The organism is Microcoleus sp. bin38.metabat.b11b12b14.051 (assembly GCF_013299165.1).
Lineage (GTDB): Bacteria > Cyanobacteriota > Cyanobacteriia > Cyanobacteriales > Microcoleaceae > Microcoleus.
In genome coordinates this window covers 77,937-97,851 of sequence record NZ_JAAFKD010000008.1, presented here as the reverse complement: position 1 = coordinate 97,851, position 19,915 = coordinate 77,937, and the positions used below count along the sequence as shown (strand labels likewise).

The window sequence follows — 19,915 nt, the reverse complement described above, 5'->3', positions numbered from 1 at the left end:
GGGAATTATACCGGAGTACGATCGCCCGCGAACAGCCACCATTCAAAAGCTGCGCTAACGCGGGGGTACAGCAATGACCAAAAAGTCTTAATCCAAGCGTCTTGCGTCATTTGGGCGTCACCCACGAGCAGAAACAGACTGCGCTCTTGACAATAGATTTTTTTATTTATCGTATAAAATAGCCGGATCTGGGGCATCAGTAAAATTACAGACAAAAATCGACTTAAAAGTTGGACGATCGCCCCCTAGATAAAAAAAAATGTTAAGTTATGTAATGTCAAGATATCAGGAACATCTCATGGGTAACGTTCAAGCAACTTTTAGGGCTACCGAAAAAGCTTTTCATGTCGAGGGATATGAAAAAATCGACTTCAGCTTACTATATGTGGATGGAGCCTTTGGAGTTGAGAACTCTGAAATTGCAGACAGCTACCGTCACTTTGGGCGCTGTTTAATGGTGGTAGACAAAACAGTCTACGGCTTGTACGGTAAGCAGATGCACGCTTATTTCAAGCATCATCAAATTGACTTAACTGTATTCCAGGTAACAATCAAAGAGACAGATAAGACGTTACGGACTGTTGAGACGATCATTGATGCGTTTTCAGACTTTGGGCTGGTTCGCAAAGAGCCTGTTTTGGTGGTTGGCGGTGGTTTAACTACGGATGTGGCTGGCTTTGCGTGTTCCACCTACCGCCGTCGCACTAATTATATTCGAGTCCCCACAACGCTGATTGGGCTAATTGATGCGAGTGTCGCGATCAAAGTCGCCGTCAACCACGGTAAGTTAAAGAATCGATTGGGTGCTTATCACGCTTCTCAAAAGGTGATTCTAGACTTCTCGTTCTTGAAAACGCTGCCTGTGGATCAGGTGCGTAACGGCATGGCGGAGTTGATCAAGATTGCTGTCGTCGCCAATAGCGAAATTTTTGAGCTGTTGGAAGAGCATGGCGAAGCACTCTTGCATACTCACTTTGGCTACTTGAATGGTACGCCTGATCTCCGAGAAATTGCTCACAAGGTTACTTATGATGCGATTAACACGATGTTGGGGCTGGAAGTGCCTAACTTGCACGAGCTCGATCTCGATCGCGTCATCGCATACGGTCATACCTGGAGCCCTACTCTGGAATTAACACCGTCCATTCCGATGTTCCACGGTCACAGTGTCAACATTGATATGGCATTCTCGGCAACTATTGCTCAGCATCGGGGTTATATTTCGATCCTCGATCGCGATCGCATTTTAGGATTGATGAGCCGCATCGGTTTGGCGATCGATAGCCCTCATTTAACACCTGAATTGTTGTGGAAAGCCACAGAATCTATTAGTCGGACACGCGATGGTTTGGTGCGGGCCGCAGTTCCCAAGCCGATCGGCAGTTGTGTGTTCATGAACGATTTGACAAGGGCCTTTTTGGATGAAACCCTGGCAATTCACAAAGAAATCTGTCGTAACTATCCTCGCGGTGGAGATGGCGAAGATATGTATATGTCGTTAGACACGGCTAGCACTCCGATCGCAGCAGGGGTAAAAGCGTGACAGTAGCCCCTACAGTAGCCCCTAGACCTGTGACACCGCTAGGCATCTTGGCGGTACAACTCGAACATCTCACACAGCAGATCGAAGGCTTAGAGAACGTTGATGCAAATCTGAAGTCTCAATTGCGACAAGCCAGTGAGTTAGCAAATGGGTTAGATCCTTACATCAATAGCTGTACAACGCCGGAGTCTCCGGCTTTGGCCGCCCTGGTTAAGCGCACCCAAGCAGAAAATTGGAGCAAGCGGTTTTCTGACAGCGAGACTGTACAGCAGTTAGAGCAAGAAATGCTATCCGGGCATATCGAAGGTCAAACTCTCAAGTTTTTTGTGCATTTAACTCGGGCGAAGCGAGTGTTAGAAATCGGTATGTTTACCGGCTACTCTGCCCTGGCTATGGCTGAAGCCCTTCCCGATGATGGCGAAGTGGTTGCGTGTGAGGTAGATGCCTACGTGGCCGAGTTTGCTCAGCAATGTTTTAAAGAGTCTCCCCACGGCCACAAAATTTCGGTCAAGGTTGCACCGGCGCTGTTGACTCTCAAAGAGTTAGCCGCCGCTGGTGATGTGTTCGATTTGGTCTTTATTGATGCCGACAAGGCTGGATATGTAGACTATTTGAACTTGTTGTTAGACACCAAGCTACTAGCACCTAATGCTTTGATTTGTGTAGACAATACCTTGATGCAGGGGCAGCCTTATCTATCAGGTGAGGCTACTGCTAACGGGGTGGCGATCGCCAAATTTAACCAGGCCGTCGTAGACGATCCGAGGATTGAGCAGGTGTTGCTTCCTTTGAGAGATGGACTCACGCTAATTCGCCGAGTTTAGGTGACAATCCTACACCGAGCAATCAAATAGGTTTGTAGTGAGGACTTCAGTCCGCATTCATGAAGGACTGAAGTCCTCACTACAAACACTTTTTATTCAGAAGACTCGGCGGTTGAAACCGCGTCTTATCTACAAACCGATTTTATTCAGGGTGCTCAGGAAAGCATGACGCAAAAAATATCGATCGCACAGATACAGCCTGAGCGTCAAACAATGGCAAGTAACGGGTGGCTACAGAATTCAGTAAAAACAGTCGCAACTCTCAGTCTGCTGCTGTTGGTGCTACCGCTGAATGTCGCTTTAACGACGATCGCCCTGTTGGTAGCAATTTTAGTTAAACCGTTTCAGTCTCGGACAGTCGCCGCCAATCCCAAAACCATTCTAGTCAGTGGTGGGAAGATGACCAAGGCGTTGCAGTTAGCGCGATCGTTCGATCGGGCAGGTCATCGGGTAATATTGGTCGAAGCACACAAATACTGGTTAACCGGGCATCGATTTTCTTGGGCAGTCGATCGCTTTTATACAGTACCGAATCCTCAATCGCCTGACTACATCAATGCACTTTTAGAAATTGTCAAAAAAGAAGGGGTAAATGTTTACGTACCCGTTTGTAGTCCAGTTGCTAGTTATTACGATGCTCTAGCTAAAGAAGCACTTTCGCCACATTGCGAAATCATGCACGTCGATCCAGAAATGGTTCAGCAATTAGATGATAAATCTAAATTTTCCGCACTCGCAACATCATTAGGTCTTGCTGTACCTGAGTCCTACTGCATCACCGATCCCCAGCAAGTGGTTGATTTTGATTTTTCTGGGCAAGACCGCAAATATATTATCAAGAGCATTCCCTACGACTCTGTGCGCCGATTAGACCTAACTAAACTACCCTGCAATACACCAGCAGAGACAGCAGCATTTGTCAAGGATTTGCCGATTTCTGAGCGTAATCCTTGGATCATGCAAGCGTTTATTCCCGGCCAAGAATACTGCACCCACAGCACAGTCCGCGATGGGGAACTACGGCTGCATTGTTGCTGCGAGTCATCAGCATTTCAGATTAATTATGAAATGGTGGATCATCCAGAAATTGAAGCATGGGTGAGACAGTTTGTGGCTGGTTTGAATTTAACTGGTCAAGTTTCCTTTGATTTCATTCAGGCGAATGATGATGGACGCATTTATGCGATCGAGTGCAACCCTCGAACTCATTCAGCTATTACCATGTTTTACAACAATCCTGATGTCGCAAAAGCTTATTTAGAACGCGAACCCTTGTCTGATGCAATCAAACCCCTCGCATCAAGTCGTCCCACCTATTGGATTTATCATGAAGTTTGGCGATTGGTGACGCATTTGTGGTCGCCTGTGGAAACATGGCGCAGGTTGCAAATTATTGCTAGCGGCAAAGATGCCATTTTTGACTGGTTCGATCCACTGCCATTTTTGATGGTTCACCACGCACATATACCATGCTTGTTGTTAGGAAATTTGCGGCAACTTAAAGGCTGGATTCGGATTGACTTTAATATTGGTAAGCTTGTCGAATTGGCGGGAGATTAATTATGTCAGTATTGCGTGTTTTGCATTTGGTGGGTTCTGCTGTTGACGAATTTTACGGCGATTTATCGCGGCTTTACGCCGAAAATTGTCTGGAATTCACCGCCAATTCAGCACTCTATGAATTTCATATTGCCTACGTTTCGCCCGATGGCCAATGGCGCTTTCCAAAATCTCTAAGTAGTGAGGATCTCGCCCAAGCCGAACCCATGTCCTTAGCTGAAGCAGTTCAGGTTCTGACAGCACTCAACATTGATGTAATGTTACCACAAATGTTTTGCCTTCCTGGCATGACATACTATCGAGCTTTGTTTGATTTGTTGAACATTCCCTACATCGGAAATACTTCGGATGTGATGGCGCTGACTGCTAACAAAGCCAAAGCCAAGGCCGTTGTAGCCGCCGCAGGTGTAAGTGTTCCCGAAGGAGAATTGCTGCGCGCGGGAGAGACTCCCACAATTGCCCCTCCCGCAGTGCTCAAACCTGTGGATGCAGATAATTCTTTGGGGGTAGTCTTGGTGAAAAATCCTGCTGATTATGACTCTGCTTTGAAGACAGCATTTGGTTATTCAGATGAGGTATTGGTAGAGTCATTTATTGAACTCGGCAGAGAAGTCAGATGTGGCATTATTGTTCAGGATGGTGAGCTTGTGTGCTTACCGCTGGAAGAGTACCTGATGGACAAGGATGAGCGGCCGATTCGGAGTTATGAAGATAAGCTCAAACGAGATGAAAGTGGTGACTTAACTATGGTTGCTAAGGATAATAATAAATCATGGATTGTCGATCCTAGTGACCCGATTACTGAGAGGGTTTGGGAGGCTGCTAAAAAATGTCATGTAGCCTTGGGCTGCCGGCATTATAGTCTGTTCGATTTTCGCATCGATCCTAACGGTAAGCCTTGGTTTTTGGAAGCTGGGTTATATTGTTCTTTTGCTCGAACGAGTGTGATTTCTGCGATGGTAAAAGCGTCGGGTACTTCTCTGGATACGCTTTTTCAGACAATGTTGAATAACGCGCTTTGATAGAAACAATAATAGTCCTGGACGCACGAGGGGTCAGAAACCGGGTTTTTTACGAAAAGACGCGTTGTAACCCGCAGATTAGGTAAAAAACCCGGTTTCTTTCGTCTTAACGTAAATCTCAGAAACCGGGTTTCTAGGAGTATTTCTCGTCACCCAACCCAAAAACTCGTAGAAACCCGGTTTCTTGGCCCGGGCGTAAATCTCAGAAATCCGGTTAATCTCGGTATTTCTAGTCATCCAACCCAAAAACTCAAAGATGTCAAATAGGTTCTATAGAAGTTGCACACCCAAGCAAAGAAACCGAGTCTTTTTAACTCAATGTAGAGAACAGATATCTTGCCAAAGTCCTTTTAATTAATTTTTGGAACAGGCAAGATGCCCGTTCCACATCAAAAAAATATTCTTGTGGAACAGGCAAGATGCCTGTTCCTAGCTATTTTTGTAAGAGGTATAATCAATATTTATCGTAGACAACCATGTTTTTGTGTTATTCATAAACTAATTACCAACTACCAATTATTATATGTTATTAACCATATCAACAACTCGCGTTCCTGCTACTGATTTGGGCTATTTGCTGCACAAACATCCCGATCGCCTTCAATGCTTCCCGATGACTTTCGGACAAGCCAGCGTCTTTTATCCTGAAGCCAATGCAGACAAGTGCACGGCGGCTTTGCTGTTAGATGTCGATCCGGTGGGTTTGGTGCGCGGCAAGTCGAAATCGGACGATCGCCCTTTGCAACAATACGTCAACGATCGCCCCTACGTAGCCTCTTCCTTTCTCAGTGTCGCCCTCGCCCAGGTCTTCGGTACAGCCCTATCCGGGCGCTGCAAAGACCGCCCAGAACTCGCAGAAACTGCCATTCCGCTGACTGTTAAGCTGTCGGTTTTGCCCTGTCGTGGCGGCGAGAAGTTCCTGCGGCAAATGTTTGAACCGCTGGGCTATCAAGTCGCAGCAAAACCTCTGATTCTTGATGATAAATTTCCCGAATGGGGCGCGAGTCCTTACTTTGCTGTGGAACTGGAAAATACACTGCGGTTGGCGGATTTGTTGAGTCATCTTTACGTATTAATTCCTGTGTTGGATGACGATAAACATTATTGGGTTGGTGATGATGAAATCGATAAGTTATTGCGTCACGGTGAAGGTTGGTTGAACTCGCATCCCGCCCGCGAACAAATTGCTAATCGCTATTTGAAACGACAGCGCCGTTTGACTCGCCTTGCTGTGGCACAATTAGCAGAAGAAGATAATCTAGATCCTGACGATATCGCAGTTGTTCGTGCTTCGGAAGAGGAAGTTTTAGAACAGCGAATTAGCCTCAACGAACAACGTTTAGAAGCTGTGATGGAGGTTTTAAAAGCCAGCGGTGCTCAGCGAGTGGTAGATTTGGGCTGCGGTGAGGGAAAACTGCTACGATTGCTTTTAGCCGAAAGTGCGTTAGCGAAGCCCTCGCAGAGGATCGCCCAAATCACGGGAGTCGATGTTTCCTATCGGGCTTTGGAAATTGCCAAGGAACGATTGCAGGTCGATCGCTTTTCTCCCGCACAGCAATCTCGCTTACAATTGATCCAAAGTTCCCTGATCTATCGGGACAGTCGCTTGACGGATTTTGACGCAGCAGCGGTGATTGAAGTGATCGAACACCTTGATTTAGAACGGTTGGCTGCTTTTGAACGGGTTTTATTTGAGTTTGTGCGGCCGAAATTGGCGATCGTCACAACTCCCAATATTGAATATAATGTTCGGTTTGAAAACTTGCCGGCGGGCAAATTTCGCCACCGCGATCACCGTTTTGAGTGGACGCGCACAGAGTTTCAGGCTTGGGCGCATGGGGTTGCGGAACGGTTTGGTTTTGGGGTGGATTTTCGAGGAATTGGATCGGAGGATTTAGAGGTGGGTTCGCCTACGCAAATGGCAGTATTCACCCGGTGAAAATAATATCTACATTCTGTTTGTCCTTAAGCTGTTCTACATTTAAATGGTTCGTCAACAATCAATAAAATTCTTGTGGAATGGGCTTCTAGCCCGTTCCAAATATTTAAATAGTTGTCAACAATCAATAAAATTCTTGTGGAATGGACTTCTAGCCCGTTCCAAATATAGAAAACAGCAATCAATAAAATTCTTGTGGAATGGGCTTTGAGCAGCGTTCCAAATATGCAAAACAGCTTACAATTTAGTTATACTTGGAAAAATGCAGGCTTCAGCCATGAGTAAATCTATCCAAACCCGCATCGTTAAAATTGGTGATTTTCAGGGAATTCGCATTCCCAAATCTTTATTAGAGCAGATTGGTATTTGCGAAGAAGTAGAAATCGAAGTTGAGGGCGATCGGATTGTCATTCGTGTAGCACTAAAACCGCGAATAGGTTGGAATGAAGCCTTTACAAAAATGGCAGAACAACATGATGATGTCTTACTTGATGATTTCACGACTACTGAGTGGGATGAGGTTGACTGGAAATGGTAGTCAAACCTTTTGACGAAAAACCGTATTTGTAGGGTGCGTCGCCATCAACAATCCCTAACTATAATCGAATTTTCTAGTGGCGACGCACCCGATCTGTTGATGACAATTATTTTGTAGCAATAGTTTTGACAAATAGTAGCAAAAAAATCTGAATAATATTATTAAACTATGAAAATTACGATTCCCGAATTATCTTTAGTCCTGCTAATCGGTGCATCCGGTTCCGGTAAATCCACCTTTGCACGCCAGCATTTTCAACCGACAGAAATCATTTCATCGGATTACTGCCGCGGCCTCGTTTCTGATGACGAAAACAATCAAGCGGCCACCGCTGATGCTTTTGAAGTGCTGCATTTAATCGCTGCTAAACGTCTGGCTGCGGGTAAATTAACTGTGATTGATGCTACGAATGTTCAGCCGGAAAGTCGCAAACCTTTATTAGAATTAGCCCGAAAATATCATTGCTTTTTAGTTGCGATCGTGCTAGATTTACCTGAGAAATTGTGTGCCGATCGCAATCAACAGCGTCCAAACCGCAATTTTGGCAGTCATGTCATTCGCCGCCACATTCAGAGTTTAAGACGATCGCTCCGAAATCTCGATCGCGAAGGCTTCCGCTACGTTCACATCCTCCGTTCCCCAGAAGACATCGCAGCAGTCCAAATCGAGAGACAAACCCTGTGGAACAACCGCAAACAGGACACCGGCCCCTTTGACATCATCGGCGACGTTCACGGATGCTGCGGCGAATTGTCACAATTGCTGCAACAGTTGGGCTATCAAATTGTCCCAAACTCCAGCGCATCCGGCTTTTGGGATTATCCCACCTACGCGCATCCAGAAGGGCGTAAAGCCGTGTTTTTGGGTGATTTGGTCGATCGAGGCCCGCGCATTCTCGACACCCTCAAACTCGTGCACAACATGGTAGTCGCATCAACCGCATTGTGTGTCCCCGGAAATCACGACATCAAGTTATTGCGAAAACTCAGCGGCAAAAACGTCAAAATCAACCACGGACTCGAACAAACCTTAGCAGAAATAGCAGCTTTACCCGATGAATTGCACGAATCTGCGATCGCACAAATTAGCCAATTTCTCGATAGTTTAATCGGACATTACGTCCTCGACGGCGGCAAATTAGTAGTCGCCCACGCCGGAATGAAAGCAGAACTTCAAGGACGCGCATCCGCCCGCGTTCGAGATTTCGCATTATACGGAGAAACCACCGGCGAAATCGATGAATTCGGCTTACCAGTCCGCTACAATTGGGCGGCCGAATATCGAGGTCAAGCTGCTGTTGTTTACGGACATACGCCGATTCCCGAAACAGAATGGTTGAACAATACTGTGGATATTGATACCGGCTGTGTTTTCGGCGGCAAACTAACAGCTTTGCGGTATCCCGAAAGAGAATTTGTCAGCGTTCCGGCGGCGATGATTTACTGCGAACCCGCCAAACCGATCGCCTTTCCATCCACTTCAACTTCACTTAACAAAGATATTGACAGTTTTGACACACCAAATCTCACCGCCCAACAGCAGTTTGACGACGTGCTCGACATTTCCGACGTGCTCGGAAAACGCATCATTTCAACACGCCTGCAACGTAACATAGCAATTCGCGAAGAAAATGCGATCGCCGCCTTGGAAGTAATGAGCAGATTTGCAGCCAATCCCAAATGGCTAATTTACTTACCGCCCACCATGTCTCCCGCTGCAACTTCCCAAGAACCTGGACTTTTAGAACATCCAGCCGAAGCATTTAGCTACTACCAACAGCAAGGCGTATCGACAGTTGTATGTGAAGAAAAGCACATGGGTTCCCGTGCAGTTGTCATTGTTTGTCGCGACGAATCGGTAGCTAAACGGCGCTTTGGGATTCTCAACAACAGCATTGGCATTTGCTACACTCGTACAGGACGACATTTTTTCGATAATTCTATCTTAGAAACAGAGTTTTTAACGCGGGTAAATCGCGCTCTTTCTGCCAGCAACTTTTGGGATAAATTTCAAACTAATTGGGTTTGTTTGGACTGCGAATTAATGCCTTGGTCTGCAAAAGCTCAAGGTTTATTGCAAGAACAATATGCTGCTGTAGGAACCGCATCTCGTCACGGGTTTGCGGAGGCGGTTCTGAACCTAGAACAGGCGCAACAGCGGGGAGTTGAGGTTGATTCTATGTTGGCTAGCTACCGAGAAAGAGCCGAATTGGGCGATCGCTACATTCATGCCTACCAGCGCTATTGCTGGCCCGTAAAATCCATCTCCGACCTTAAGTTAGCGCCTTTTCACATCTTGGCAACCGAGGGAAATGTTCACACCGATCAGAATCACTGCTGGCACATGGAACAAATAGCAGAAATCTGTAATTTTGACCTAGAATTGTTATTAGCTACTGAATACAAAGTAGTTAGAATTGCCGATCTTGACAGTCAATCCGCAGGGATTCAATGGTGGGAAAAAATGACCGATGCTGGGGGCGAGGGGATGGTGGTTAAACCGATGGAATTTATTGTAAAAAATAGCAAAGGATTGGTACAGCCTGCGATCAAATGTCGGGGTAAAGAGTATTTGCGAATTATTTATGGTCTGGAATATTCTTTGCCGGAACATTTAGACAAATTGCGATCGCGCGGGCTTTCCGGGAAGCGTTCTTTAGCTTTGCGAGAATTTGCTCTTGGTGTAGAAGCCTTGGAGCGATTTGTGGCGGGCGCTCCGTTGAGGCAGGTTCACGAGTGCGTTTTCGGAGTTTTAGCAATGGAAAGCGAACCTGTCGATCCGAGATTGTAATTTGGTTCGTAGTGAGGACTTCAGTCCTTATCAAAATCAGAGGAATGAAGTCCGATGCTACGAACTTAAATATGGAAAGTTCGTAGTGAGGACTTCAGTCCTCATCAAAATCAGAGGACTGAAGTCCTCACTACGAACTTAAATATAGAAAGTTCGTAGTGAGGACTTCAGTCCTTATCAAAATCAGAGGAATGAAGTCCTCACTACGAACTTAAATATGGAAAGTTCGTAGTGAGGACTTCAGTCCTCATCAAAATCAGAGGACTGAAGTCCTCACTACGAACTTAAATATGGAAAGTTCGTAGTGAGGACTTCAGTCCTCATCAAAATCAGAGGACTGAAGTCCTCACTACGAACTTAAATATGGAAAGTTCGTAGTGAGGACTTCAGTCCTCATCAAAATCAGAGGACTGAAGTCCTCACTACGAACTTAAATATGGAAAGTTCGTAGTGAGGACTTCAGTCCTCATCAAAATCAGAGGACTGAAGTCCTCACTACGAACTTAAATTAAGCACAAAAAAAAGGCGTTTGTACTTGACAAACGCCATTTTTTAGACTTACAAACGTGGCGTCTTATCTTGTTTAAACGACGCTAACCATCCGCGAAGTTCGTCGGCCGCAATCTCGCGCCCGCCCAAACCAAATGCTAGAGCAATCCCAACTGCGATCGCCCCGAGCAACAGTCCAAAGGCCAAATTCACAATATCGCTGCCAATGCCCATCTGTTGCAGCGCCAAGGCTCCAACAAATGCAATCACCGCGATCCGAGCCGTTTGACCCAACAGCCGCGCTTGACGAGTTCCAGAACTGGCAATTAAACCAAAGGCCAAATTCGCCAAATACAGGCCGATCGCAAATACGACCAAACCCGATAAAACCCTACCTGCAACCAGCACAATACCGCTAACAATCGCCGTCAGCGCTGGAATTTTCACCACGTCGGTAGCAGCTACCACAGCAAACAGGATAATACCCACTTGCACCACAATGCCCACAAACTCCGAAGGAGTGCGAGTCGGAACTTCGGGCTCTTGAAGAATCGTGGCTTCAGGATCGATCGAACTCGGGGGCAGTCGCAGCGGCTGTTTCGGCTGCATTCCCAACCAAGAAAAGACATTGTTAAAGCCAATTCCCGTCAAGATATTTGTCACCAAATCGCCGATCCAGCGCCCCAAAATGTAAGCAATCGCGAGAATTATCGCTGCTGTAAAAATGTTGGGAAGCGCGCCCAGAATCGTATTGAGCATCGCGATTGCCGGCAAGGAAATCGCTTGGATGTCCAAAGCGTTCAAAGCTGCGATCGCCGTGGGAATCAAAATCAACACATAGACAACTGTGCCGATAATCCACGACAGCGATTGTCCGCCAGAGCTCCGCGAAATCCCAAAGCGAGCGCCCAAACTGTCAGCCCCAGCCGCCGCCAGCAGATTCGTGACAATCCGCTGCACAACTTGAGCCAGCAGCCAGCCGACAAACCCAATCAGCACCGCTTCCAAAATCTTCGGAATTGCCGCCAAAATTTGGTTCAGCAAATTATTCACTGGCAGCAGAGCCTGCTGTAAATCCAGCGATTCGAGAACCAACGGCAAAAACAGCAGAAAAATGAACCAATACAGCGCATTTGCCAGAGTATCGCTCAGCAGCAAAGGAGTCTCGGTAGGTGCAGTACCCACCTGCTGGTTCAAGCGCTCATCTACCCCAAAAGTCCGCATCGCACGCGATACAGCCAATTTGGAAACTGTCGCCAGCACCCAAGCAATTCCCAAGAAAATTAGGGCTTTGGCTAACTTCGGCAAAGCACCAGCAATTTGATTGAGAAAAGTATTCAGCGGTTGCGAAACCGCCGAGAGATTCAGCCTGTTGAAAAAGGCGACTAGGAAAAAGATAAAAATGATCCAGAATACCGCAGTGGAAATCCATTTTTCCACTTGCGGAGATCCTTCTCCTTCCGGGCGCCCGGTAATCCAACCAGCTAAGCGGTTGTCAATGGTCGTCTTTTTGAGCAATCCCCCCACTAAAGATGAGACGAGGGCTGATACTATCAAGCCAATTAGCAGGATGCCGATCGCCCAGACGAGATTTTCAATGCTTGTCGAGCCCTGAAATATATTGCTAATTCCGTTTTGGGCATCTGTCAGCGGATTCGGGGCGACAGGAGCCTGTGCCAAAATGCGTAGCGTAGCGGGGCGTAAGCCATCGGACATGACCGCTATTTTGCCCGATATCGGTTGAGTTATTTCTTGCCAAGTTTCATTCATTTTTTTCTCAGGTTAACGTCAGATTTTGACTGGGAGAAGACGAAACTTTAAGAATAGTTCCACCAAATCTAGACATCGCCCAAATTCAATGTTTGTACGCTTTTAACCGTACTGGGTTAACTACAAAACCCTCTATCGAATTTGGGATAAACCCATTTCCGACTGCTTTTCTGCCAATATTCAAAGAACCGTTGACATCTGCATTGATTAGTTGTCCAGTTTTTGTTCTGAACAATCCTCTCTTTAGCCTACAGCCAATGTACTCTGATTTTTTTTGAATTGCTTCCAAATCCAATGCCGAACAGATGGATGTGTAACTCTCCTCTACTAACACAACTTTAATTCCGGCAAGTTGTGCTTTGTACTGCAACATTTGCACGAACCGCCGATGGGGAATGCTGGCAAACTTTTGACCGTCAACCAGACCCGGATTAATCCCATCTTTAAAATCTTGGTTCCAGCCTACAACCAGCAACCCAATTTGATGATTGACGAGTTCTTTGATAATTGCCGAACTCGTTGTGTGGAGGTAATAATCCACTTTGCAATTACGCTTGTGCCACAATTTAACAAGTTTTTTACTGTTTTTTTGTGCGGCCGGCAGCAACGATTTTAATGTCGCTGAAGCTTGATTGCAGTATTGGTTGGTAGACTTAATCGCCCGTCCGTCGTAGATTTTTGGTACTAACCCAGCCACATTGTAGGTTAATGTTGCCAGATTGTTTAATCCTAAATCTATGGCACTTACTCTCTGATTGACTTGTAAAGGCTGTTCTAACTTTTCGTAAACGACCTCGACAATATAACAACCCACCTTGGGAACTATCCGGATTTCCAGAATCGAGGTCACTTTTGAGGGCAACCAAATATTAGTCCCTGAGGGGCGAGCATATCCTTTTTTCAAGGCTCTTTTGCTGACAGCTTGACAATTAAATACAACTACATAGCGCCCGTCTGCTCTTTTGTGTTCTCTGGCACCTTTATAATGGGGGATTTGCGGTGGTGCTTTAAATTTAATTGGGTCTTCCTGATAGTTTCGCACCGCCAAATGGTAGCTAGTCCACGCTTTGAGCACCAAACCGAGGGTAGTTTGCGCTACCTTGGCGGGCAGTGCTTTGTAATCCTCGCTGGCTTTGATCGCGTGATAAACAGCCAGAGCGTTTGTTTGTTGGTTGGCGAAAAAGTTTTGACGGTAGATGTAGTTAGCCGAGTTGTAAAGATTTTTGCAGAGCCATGACAGTCGATCGGCTTCTCGATAAAACCTATGATTCGGTTTGATGATGTGCCTTTCAACTAACTGCATAATCGGTATATATACTCTTATTTCCCGATGATACACTGTATTTAGGAGTGTGTCAATGTTTTACTTTATGGAAAAATTGACGCTACAACTAAGTAAGTAACTCTAAAGTAAGCAAAGTCTTGTAATACTCTCCTTGTTGCAGGTTTCCATGTCAATTCGTCAAGTTTTCGAGCAATCCATTGAAATTCGCGCTGCTGCTACCTTGGTGGAGCGCTGTATAGTCGATCGCACTTTAATGCACAAATGGCTCAATCCTTTGCTGCGCTGCGATCCCGAAGGCGAATGGGATACTGCTGTAGGAAGTCGCAGCTTGTTTATCATAAAAATTCCCGTTTTGCAACCCACTTTAGAGAGTGTTGTGTTGGAGCGACAACCCGGTTTAATTGTGTGGGGGTTCGACGGATATTTCAAAGGATGCGATCGCTGGGAATGCCAGCCCCAAATCCAAGGAACTCTCTTAATTAACCGCTTTGAATTTCAAATTCCCAATCCTTTAATTAGATTTGGTTTCAATCAATTTGCCGCCGCTTGGACGGAAAAAGACATGAAAAGCCAACTCCGCCGACTCAAACGGGTAGCCGAGCAATTATCTCAAGAACTTGGCAAGGTGTAATTGATCATTGATCAATGATCATTGATCATTGGTCATTGGTCATTGGTCATCTCGCCCCCCGAGCGAAGTCGAAGGGTGGTCATTGGTCATTGGTCATTGGTCATTGGTCATCTCGCCCCCCGAGCGAAGTCGAAGGGTGGTCATTGGTCATTTTACCCGCTCGCGAAGCCGAAGGGTGGTAATTGGTAATTTGTCATTTGTTATTGCTGAAAACTCAGAGAAAATAGAAAGAAAATATCAATTTTCAATCAGAAATTTCCGATTTCATGCAATTTCAGTTATGGAATTTTTCAAAAAAATGACCTAGGTCTGGTAATCTGTAATCGGTAATAAGTAATGGGTAATTAGTATGACACCAGATACGAAACGAGCCAAGCTTTTCAGTGATTACCGATTACCGATTACCCATTACCCCAAACCTCCGCCAATATGACAGATAAAACTGCTATATTTATTTCGCACTTCCCGATGAATTCGGCTGACAAATCATTTGTCTTGCTTGACCTGCTGTACTTTGCAAAGCCGCAGAATTCTGATACATAGCTTGCAAATCTTGCACGTCTTTAATCACTCGTTGGTAAATAGCCATAGCTTGATTGCCATCAACTTCTAAAGCCGGAGGAGTGTAATTTTGCATCACTTCCATCAGCGATATTTTGCCATCTTTGGAAGCGGCGACGAAAGCATCGCGAAGTGCCGGCGCGCTTTGTGCCTTGGTTGCTGGGGTATAAGCAACCTCGCCCAATTGTTTGAAAACAATTTCCCCAAAATAAGTATTTGCCAGCCGCGATACTATTTGGGAATCTAAAGCTACTTCCCGCGTTAATATTTCCCGCACCGATTCGGGAGTTTGTTTCGCAAGACTCAGAACGCTTTGCAGTTGAGATGATGGTTTGCCTGTTTGTGCAAAGCTTTGCAAATCGCTCATCGGTAAAGTTACGTCAACAGCACCGTATTTTACGGTAACTTTGTCTAATGCCAAGGCTTTGCCACTGCTCAGGAATACTGTACTTGTCGAGAGCAAAAGTGCCAAACCTAATGATAAACGCTTTGACATTTTTTTAGTTAAATGAGCTGACTGCTGTTGGATTGCGTTGAGATAACCTTGTTGAAACTTAAAGTTCATGAGTTTATGCCTCTTTAGGTCAAAATACTTTTTCGATCGAGCTAATACGTAGGTATCAGTCGGGAAAGTGGACTCAGGGGTTACGTAAACGACCTAGTTATTTTACTGTCATGTCAAGCCAATTTAACCTATCACAAGATAGGTGTTACTTGATAGTTTATATGTTACGATCTGAGCTTTGACAATTTGAGACAGCTTTGCAAAACTTATAAAAGCCAGATTTGACGGTCGGGCAGCAGTTGATAGAGTGTGGATGGTGCGCGGGATGTTATGCGATCGATAAAATTTAACTTTTAGTTCCCATCGATCCGTTCCAGCAATTGGCGAATTGCAGCAGCATCCTCAGCATTCGGAGCATTTCTCAGGTAAATTTCCAAATCGTAGCGCGCCTCGACCAAGCGCCCCAGTTGATAGTAAAGAATTCCGCGATCGCGCATTTCTAACAGCGAGTGGGGAAATAGCAGCAAAATCCGCTCGATCGCCCCCAACACCCTCACAGCATCCCGCTGTTGCAAATAAATAGCCTTCAGATTTCCCAGCATTCGCCCTAACAACTGGCGGCTGCTTACTGGCGCCAAAAAAGCCGGTTCCAACGCCATCGGTTGACCGTAAATTTGAGCAAGTCTCTCTTGACAATCTTCAGGAAATAATATCTCGCCTTTGTTAAACGCATCAATAAAAATCCCAGCATCCTCAAAATCCGGTCTAATTAAAAAATGTCCCGGCATCCCAATCCCCACCATCGGAAAATCAATCCGCTTCGCAACTTCCAAATAAACCAAAGACAAAGAAATGGGTATTCCCATGCGGCGATCGATCACTTGATTTAAAAAGCTATTGCGAGGGTCGTAATAATCCGCCTCATTCCCCGCAAACAGCAAATCCTCGTATAAATAACGGTTAATAGTTTGCACGATCCGCAGCGGATAATTCTGTGGCGGGAGGCGCGATCGCACTTCACCTGCGATCGTGTCGAGAACGTTGAGATACTCCAGGGGATCGAAATTATGGTATTCTTCCAAAGCCACGTACAGCGCGGCTTTCGCCAGATCGATCGCGCGATCGGGCTGATTAATTTCTTGGTAAAAGAGTTGTCGGGCTTGCGGAAAATCCATATTGATGATTTATGTGATTTTAATTAACATCTTATACGACTATTCTGAACAGGCTCTCCGGCCTGTTTAACAAAAGATATATTTTTAAAATAGACTCTTTCTTAAACCAGGAATTATTTATTGTAGAACAGGCATCTTTCCTGTTTCCACAAAAATTAGCAGCCAGCCATCATTTCAATAATCTAATTTACTTTTTTTTATCTAAATTATCCACTATTTTTAACAAAGCTTCACGATAGAGTTTTTTACCCTCAAGATTGAGGTGAACGCCATCCGAAGTCAAATCAGCCTTCAAAGCTTTACCCTCAAATAACGGTTGTAAAGTTGAGCCATCAACCGATAACCTTTGAGCAACAGCAACTTTACCCAGCAACTCATTAAACTTATCAACTCTCGGAATAGGAGCAGCAATACTGACATCGCGACTGGCTTCAACAGTCGAGTAAAACGCGGGAAGCAAAACCACCTGTTTCGCTCCCATATCATTTTTAACAGTCATAATTATTTGCTGCATATTTTTAATAAATTGGTCGTCCATAGTTCTGTAAATAGCATCATTTGTACCCAGAGCCACAATCGCTCGCTCGCACCTAATTCGAGCCGCCGTTAACAACTTAAGCTGTTCCAACTGAGAAATCGCGCTCATCCCACCGATCGCAAAATTGAAAGAATCATTACCCAGAGTATTGCCCAGCATCGAAGTTATCGAATCTCCAAAAATACAAGTTTTTATCTTGGTATTCTGAGTTACCGCCACTTGATATTTGACCTCATCTTGCCACCAAGACTGAGAACTTAGCGTATCTGTAGGCAGTTCTAAATAATTGGCATTTGCCATCACCAAAAATCTTCCCAAGTAACCCCGACCTCCTGCATAAAGCAAGCTTGCAGATATTAAACATACATTCAAAAGAATAGATATAATTGCGATGGAATTTTTCATTTGTTATGTTGCTAAATCATGTTTTATCGTAATTAATATAGTGGGTATACAAAAACTGATTTAACGCTCATTATACTATATAAATCATATCTTGTCCTGTCGATTGACCGCAATAATCAAGGTTCGTAGTGCGGACTTCAGTCCGCAGCTTGAGAGCGGACTGAAGTCCGCACTACGAACGAACTGTTATTGTTATGCTAATCGACCGGACACGTTCTCTGATAAAATTCACAATTCTTACTGCAATTGTCAATTTAATAGTAACTGTTAAAATATTGGAGTATAGAAACAGCATGGTCGTTTCCTTAATCCCCCCGCAGCGAGCTTAAGCACAGCCTATGTCGCTATGTATAAATACTTTTCACAATTGGTATCACACCACTTACACAAAATCCCAGATATCCCTCGGGATAAAAGAGCGAGATTTTGAAACTAAGCTCGACATTCGGGCCACACACCTTACATACGGCAAAGGGGCGGGCTTGACTCACGGGACAGTTAGTGACGTGAGTCAAGCCCCCGCTTGACGGATTATTTGTGTCGAATTAGCTCGTAAATTTCCACGTAGTCTTTGGCTGGATATTTCCACGAATTGTCACAATTCATGCCTTGAACCATGAGTTTTTCAAATTCGTCATGGTAGTCATACCACAATCCGATCGCGCGATCGAGCGCCGACTCCAAAGCGTAGTAGTCCGTTTGTTCAAATACATAGCCGTTGCGCTCTTCTGCGCTGTGGTTGGTGTCGTAATCGCGATCGAACACCGTATTCACCAAACCGCCCACACCGCGCACCACAGGCACTGTACCGTACCGCAACCCGATCATCTGAGTCAGCCCGCAGGGTTCGTAATTGCTCGGCACCACAATGATATCCGCACCTGCGTAAATTAAGTGCGACAGTTCCTCATTAAAACCAAGTTCCAAATGGCAGTCTGGATTGTCATTTAAAACCCATTTTTCGTGCTGGAAATGCGAATTAATTCCGGCTTCCGTCGCCGAACCCAAAAGCACAAATTGCGCGCCTTTGCTCAGACAGTAATAAATTGCGTGGTGGACGAGATGAACGCCTTTTTGGTCGTCCAAACGACCGATAAAGGTAATAATAGGCTTGTCAGCATCGCGCAGGAAAAGCCGATCGCGCAAAGCTGTTTTAGTTTTGGCTTTTCCTGCCAAATCATCCGCAGTGTAGTGCTGCGGAATGTAGCGATCGCTCTCGGGATTCCACACATCGTAATCGATGCCGTTGAGCACCCCGCGAAACTTGTCTTGATATATATGCAAAGTGTGGCCCAACCCATAGCCGAACTCGCCGACGTGAGATTCCCAAGCGTGGTGTGGCGAAACTGTCGTCACAAAGTTGGAGTAGACAATCCCCCCTTTCATAAAGTTGATGGCAAAGGGGTTAAAATTATCTTGGAGGCGATCGTACTGAAAATAATAATCATCTCGATTCAAACCCGTTGCTTGCAAAACCTCGCTGCCGCCCATACCTTGATGTTTGAAATTGTGAATGGTATAGCAGACTCGCTGATTTTCCATCCAATTGTATTTATAAACTTCAAACAGCATGACTGGAATCAAACCAGTTTGCCAATCGTGACAGTGAATCACATCCGGGCGCTTGTTGCTTCTGAGCAAAAATTCTAAAGCAGCTTTGCTAAAAAATGCAAACCGCATATTGTCATCATTGCCACCGTAATAATAGCCCCGGTTAAAAAAGTTATCTTGCGATCGAGGTTCAATGAAAAAGCACAACACCCCATGCACCCAGCCGCAGTACACATCGCATAGGATTTCGCCGCCGTACCAGGGTACAGCCAGATCCCGATAGGCATCGTGCAGCCCCCAAATATGGTCATACCTCATGCAGTCGTACTTGGGCAGAATAATCTCGACGGTGTGGCCGGAATTCTGCAACTGGCGACTCAAACCATAAACTACGTCGCCCAAACCCCCTGCTTTGATGACGGGGGCGCATTCTGAGGCAATTTGTACGATGTACATTTTTCCTGCTTACTCCTGGATGAATCAAAAAATATTTTCTTAACTTGACAAAGTATAGGATTTATCGGTAAATAAGCAAGTCGGCCATTGGGAATACAGGAAAAATACTTAAAATACAGAAGACTGGGCGGTTGAAACCGCGTCTACACAAACAAAACCCGCCTCCGCGGGTTGAAGAACGGGCGGTGAAGCTTATATTATGTTCTTCAGTCCCTCTGATCTCGGACTACCCTTGGGAAAGCTAACACGTTTTTGTAGGCGCGGTTTCAACCGCAGTCTAACTTTCAGGCTTAAGTTAACTGCTGTTGAGGCCACTCGCCGTTTGTATCGTTT

The 19,915-nt window shown here is 45.4% G+C and carries 16 protein-coding genes; 8 read left to right on the top strand and 8 right to left on the bottom strand.

Going from position 1 to position 19,915, the window contains the following annotated elements:
* Positions 1–5: 5 nt before the first annotated feature.
* Positions 6–197 (bottom strand): hypothetical protein, encoded by a 192-nt coding sequence (locus tag QZW47_RS11180; RefSeq protein WP_293127096.1) that lies wholly within the window; start codon positions 195–197, stop codon positions 6–8.
* A gap of 77 nt (positions 198–274) precedes the next feature.
* Between QZW47_RS11180 and QZW47_RS11175 the strand changes: the two genes are divergently transcribed.
* From QZW47_RS11175 to QZW47_RS11160, 4 genes are all read left to right on the top strand, one after another.
* Positions 275–1,543 carry a sedoheptulose 7-phosphate cyclase gene (locus tag QZW47_RS11175; RefSeq protein WP_293127094.1) on the top strand — a complete coding sequence of 423 codons (1,269 nt, stop codon included), beginning with the start codon at positions 275–277 and terminating at the stop codon, positions 1,541–1,543.
* Positions 1,540–2,367 (top strand): class I SAM-dependent methyltransferase, encoded by an 828-nt coding sequence (locus QZW47_RS11170; protein ID WP_293127092.1) that lies wholly within the window; start codon positions 1,540–1,542, stop codon positions 2,365–2,367. The genes QZW47_RS11175 and QZW47_RS11170 overlap by 4 nt, the downstream gene beginning before the upstream one ends.
* A gap of 165 nt (positions 2,368–2,532) precedes the next feature.
* Positions 2,533–3,927: an ATP-grasp enzyme gene (locus QZW47_RS11165; protein WP_293127090.1), complete on the top strand. Its 1,395-nt coding sequence runs from the start codon at positions 2,533–2,535 to the stop codon at positions 3,925–3,927.
* A gap of 2 nt (positions 3,928–3,929) precedes the next feature.
* On the top strand, positions 3,930–4,949 hold the full coding sequence (locus QZW47_RS11160) for a D-alanine--D-alanine ligase (RefSeq protein ID WP_293127089.1): 1,020 nt from the start codon (positions 3,930–3,932) through the stop codon (positions 4,947–4,949).
* A gap of 78 nt (positions 4,950–5,027) precedes the next feature.
* Here the strand turns inward: QZW47_RS11160 and QZW47_RS11155 are convergent, their stop codons facing one another.
* On the bottom strand, positions 5,028–5,186 hold the full coding sequence (locus QZW47_RS11155; RefSeq protein ID WP_293127087.1) for a hypothetical protein: 159 nt from the start codon (positions 5,184–5,186) through the stop codon (positions 5,028–5,030).
* A gap of 286 nt (positions 5,187–5,472) precedes the next feature.
* On the opposite strand from QZW47_RS11155, the gene QZW47_RS11150 reads away from it, so the two are divergent.
* From QZW47_RS11150 to QZW47_RS11140, 3 genes are all read left to right on the top strand, one after another.
* A complete protein-coding gene (locus QZW47_RS11150) occupies positions 5,473–6,888 on the top strand; it encodes a 3' terminal RNA ribose 2'-O-methyltransferase Hen1 (RefSeq protein ID WP_293127085.1) in 1,416 nt (471 codons plus the stop codon).
* A 277-nt stretch (positions 6,889–7,165) separates the two neighbouring features.
* A complete protein-coding gene (locus QZW47_RS11145; protein ID WP_293127083.1) occupies positions 7,166–7,426 on the top strand; it encodes an AbrB/MazE/SpoVT family DNA-binding domain-containing protein in 261 nt (86 codons plus the stop codon).
* A gap of 168 nt (positions 7,427–7,594) precedes the next feature.
* Positions 7,595–10,216, top strand: coding sequence for a polynucleotide kinase-phosphatase (locus QZW47_RS11140; protein ID WP_293127081.1), 2,622 nt, complete (start codon positions 7,595–7,597; stop codon positions 10,214–10,216).
* 558 nt (positions 10,217–10,774) lie between these two features.
* Here QZW47_RS11140 and QZW47_RS11135 read toward each other — a convergent pair.
* Together QZW47_RS11135 and QZW47_RS11130 are read right to left on the bottom strand one after the other, a co-directional pair.
* Positions 10,775–12,475 (bottom strand): mechanosensitive ion channel, encoded by a 1,701-nt coding sequence (locus QZW47_RS11135; RefSeq protein WP_293127079.1) that lies wholly within the window; start codon positions 12,473–12,475, stop codon positions 10,775–10,777.
* Between the two features lie 85 nt (positions 12,476–12,560).
* Positions 12,561–13,778, bottom strand: a complete 1,218-nt coding sequence (locus QZW47_RS11130) for a transposase (RefSeq protein WP_293127077.1) — start codon at positions 13,776–13,778, stop codon at positions 12,561–12,563.
* Between the two features lie 148 nt (positions 13,779–13,926).
* Here QZW47_RS11130 and QZW47_RS11125 point away from each other — a divergent pair, with 148 nt between their 5' ends.
* Positions 13,927–14,391 (top strand): SRPBCC family protein, encoded by a 465-nt coding sequence (locus QZW47_RS11125; protein WP_293127075.1) that lies wholly within the window; start codon positions 13,927–13,929, stop codon positions 14,389–14,391.
* Between the two features lie 451 nt (positions 14,392–14,842).
* Here the strand turns inward: QZW47_RS11125 and QZW47_RS11120 are convergent, their stop codons facing one another.
* The 4 genes from QZW47_RS11120 to glgA form a co-directional block, all read right to left on the bottom strand.
* Entirely contained in the window at positions 14,843–15,517 is a 675-nt protein-coding gene (locus QZW47_RS11120; protein ID WP_293127073.1) for an alpha/beta hydrolase, read from the bottom strand.
* 293 nt (positions 15,518–15,810) lie between these two features.
* Positions 15,811–16,632, bottom strand: coding sequence for a SirB1 family protein (locus tag QZW47_RS11115; protein ID WP_293127071.1), 822 nt, complete (start codon positions 16,630–16,632; stop codon positions 15,811–15,813).
* Positions 16,633–16,819: 187 nt separating this feature from the next.
* On the bottom strand, positions 16,820–17,575 hold the full coding sequence (locus QZW47_RS11110; protein ID WP_293127069.1) for an SGNH/GDSL hydrolase family protein: 756 nt from the start codon (positions 17,573–17,575) through the stop codon (positions 16,820–16,822).
* Positions 17,576–18,106: 531 nt separating this feature from the next.
* Positions 18,107–19,582, bottom strand: a complete 1,476-nt coding sequence (gene glgA / locus QZW47_RS11105; protein ID WP_293127067.1) for a glycogen synthase GlgA — start codon at positions 19,580–19,582, stop codon at positions 18,107–18,109.
* Positions 19,583–19,915: the final 333 nt, after the last annotated feature.

Bases quoted from the DNA above. Each gene is read 5' to 3' on its own strand.
- QZW47_RS11120 (WP_293127073.1), bottom strand. From the start codon at position 15,517: ATGAACTTTAAGTTTCAACAAGGTTATCTCAACGCAATCCAACAGCAG.
- QZW47_RS11125 (WP_293127075.1), top strand. From the start codon at position 13,927: ATGTCAATTCGTCAAGTTTTCGAGCAATCCATTGAAATTCGCGCTGCT.
- QZW47_RS11140 (WP_293127081.1), top strand. From the start codon at position 7,595: ATGAAAATTACGATTCCCGAATTATCTTTAGTCCTGCTAATCGGTGCA.
- QZW47_RS11160 (WP_293127089.1), top strand. From the start codon at position 3,930: ATGTCAGTATTGCGTGTTTTGCATTTGGTGGGTTCTGCTGTTGACGAA.
- QZW47_RS11145 (WP_293127083.1), top strand. From the start codon at position 7,166: ATGAGTAAATCTATCCAAACCCGCATCGTTAAAATTGGTGATTTTCAG.
- QZW47_RS11155 (WP_293127087.1), bottom strand. From the start codon at position 5,186: ATGACTAGAAATACCGAGATTAACCGGATTTCTGAGATTTACGCCCGG.
- glgA (WP_293127067.1), bottom strand. From the start codon at position 19,582: ATGTACATCGTACAAATTGCCTCAGAATGCGCCCCCGTCATCAAAGCA.
- QZW47_RS11130 (WP_293127077.1), bottom strand. From the start codon at position 13,778: ATGCAGTTAGTTGAAAGGCACATCATCAAACCGAATCATAGGTTTTAT.
- QZW47_RS11175 (WP_293127094.1), top strand. From the start codon at position 275: ATGTCAAGATATCAGGAACATCTCATGGGTAACGTTCAAGCAACTTTT.
- QZW47_RS11150 (WP_293127085.1), top strand. From the start codon at position 5,473: ATGTTATTAACCATATCAACAACTCGCGTTCCTGCTACTGATTTGGGC.
- QZW47_RS11115 (WP_293127071.1), bottom strand. From the start codon at position 16,632: ATGGATTTTCCGCAAGCCCGACAACTCTTTTACCAAGAAATTAATCAG.
- QZW47_RS11165 (WP_293127090.1), top strand. From the start codon at position 2,533: ATGACGCAAAAAATATCGATCGCACAGATACAGCCTGAGCGTCAAACA.
- QZW47_RS11110 (WP_293127069.1), bottom strand. From the start codon at position 17,575: ATGAAAAATTCCATCGCAATTATATCTATTCTTTTGAATGTATGTTTA.
- QZW47_RS11135 (WP_293127079.1), bottom strand. From the start codon at position 12,475: ATGAATGAAACTTGGCAAGAAATAACTCAACCGATATCGGGCAAAATA.
- QZW47_RS11180 (WP_293127096.1), bottom strand. From the start codon at position 197: ATGCCCCAGATCCGGCTATTTTATACGATAAATAAAAAAATCTATTGT.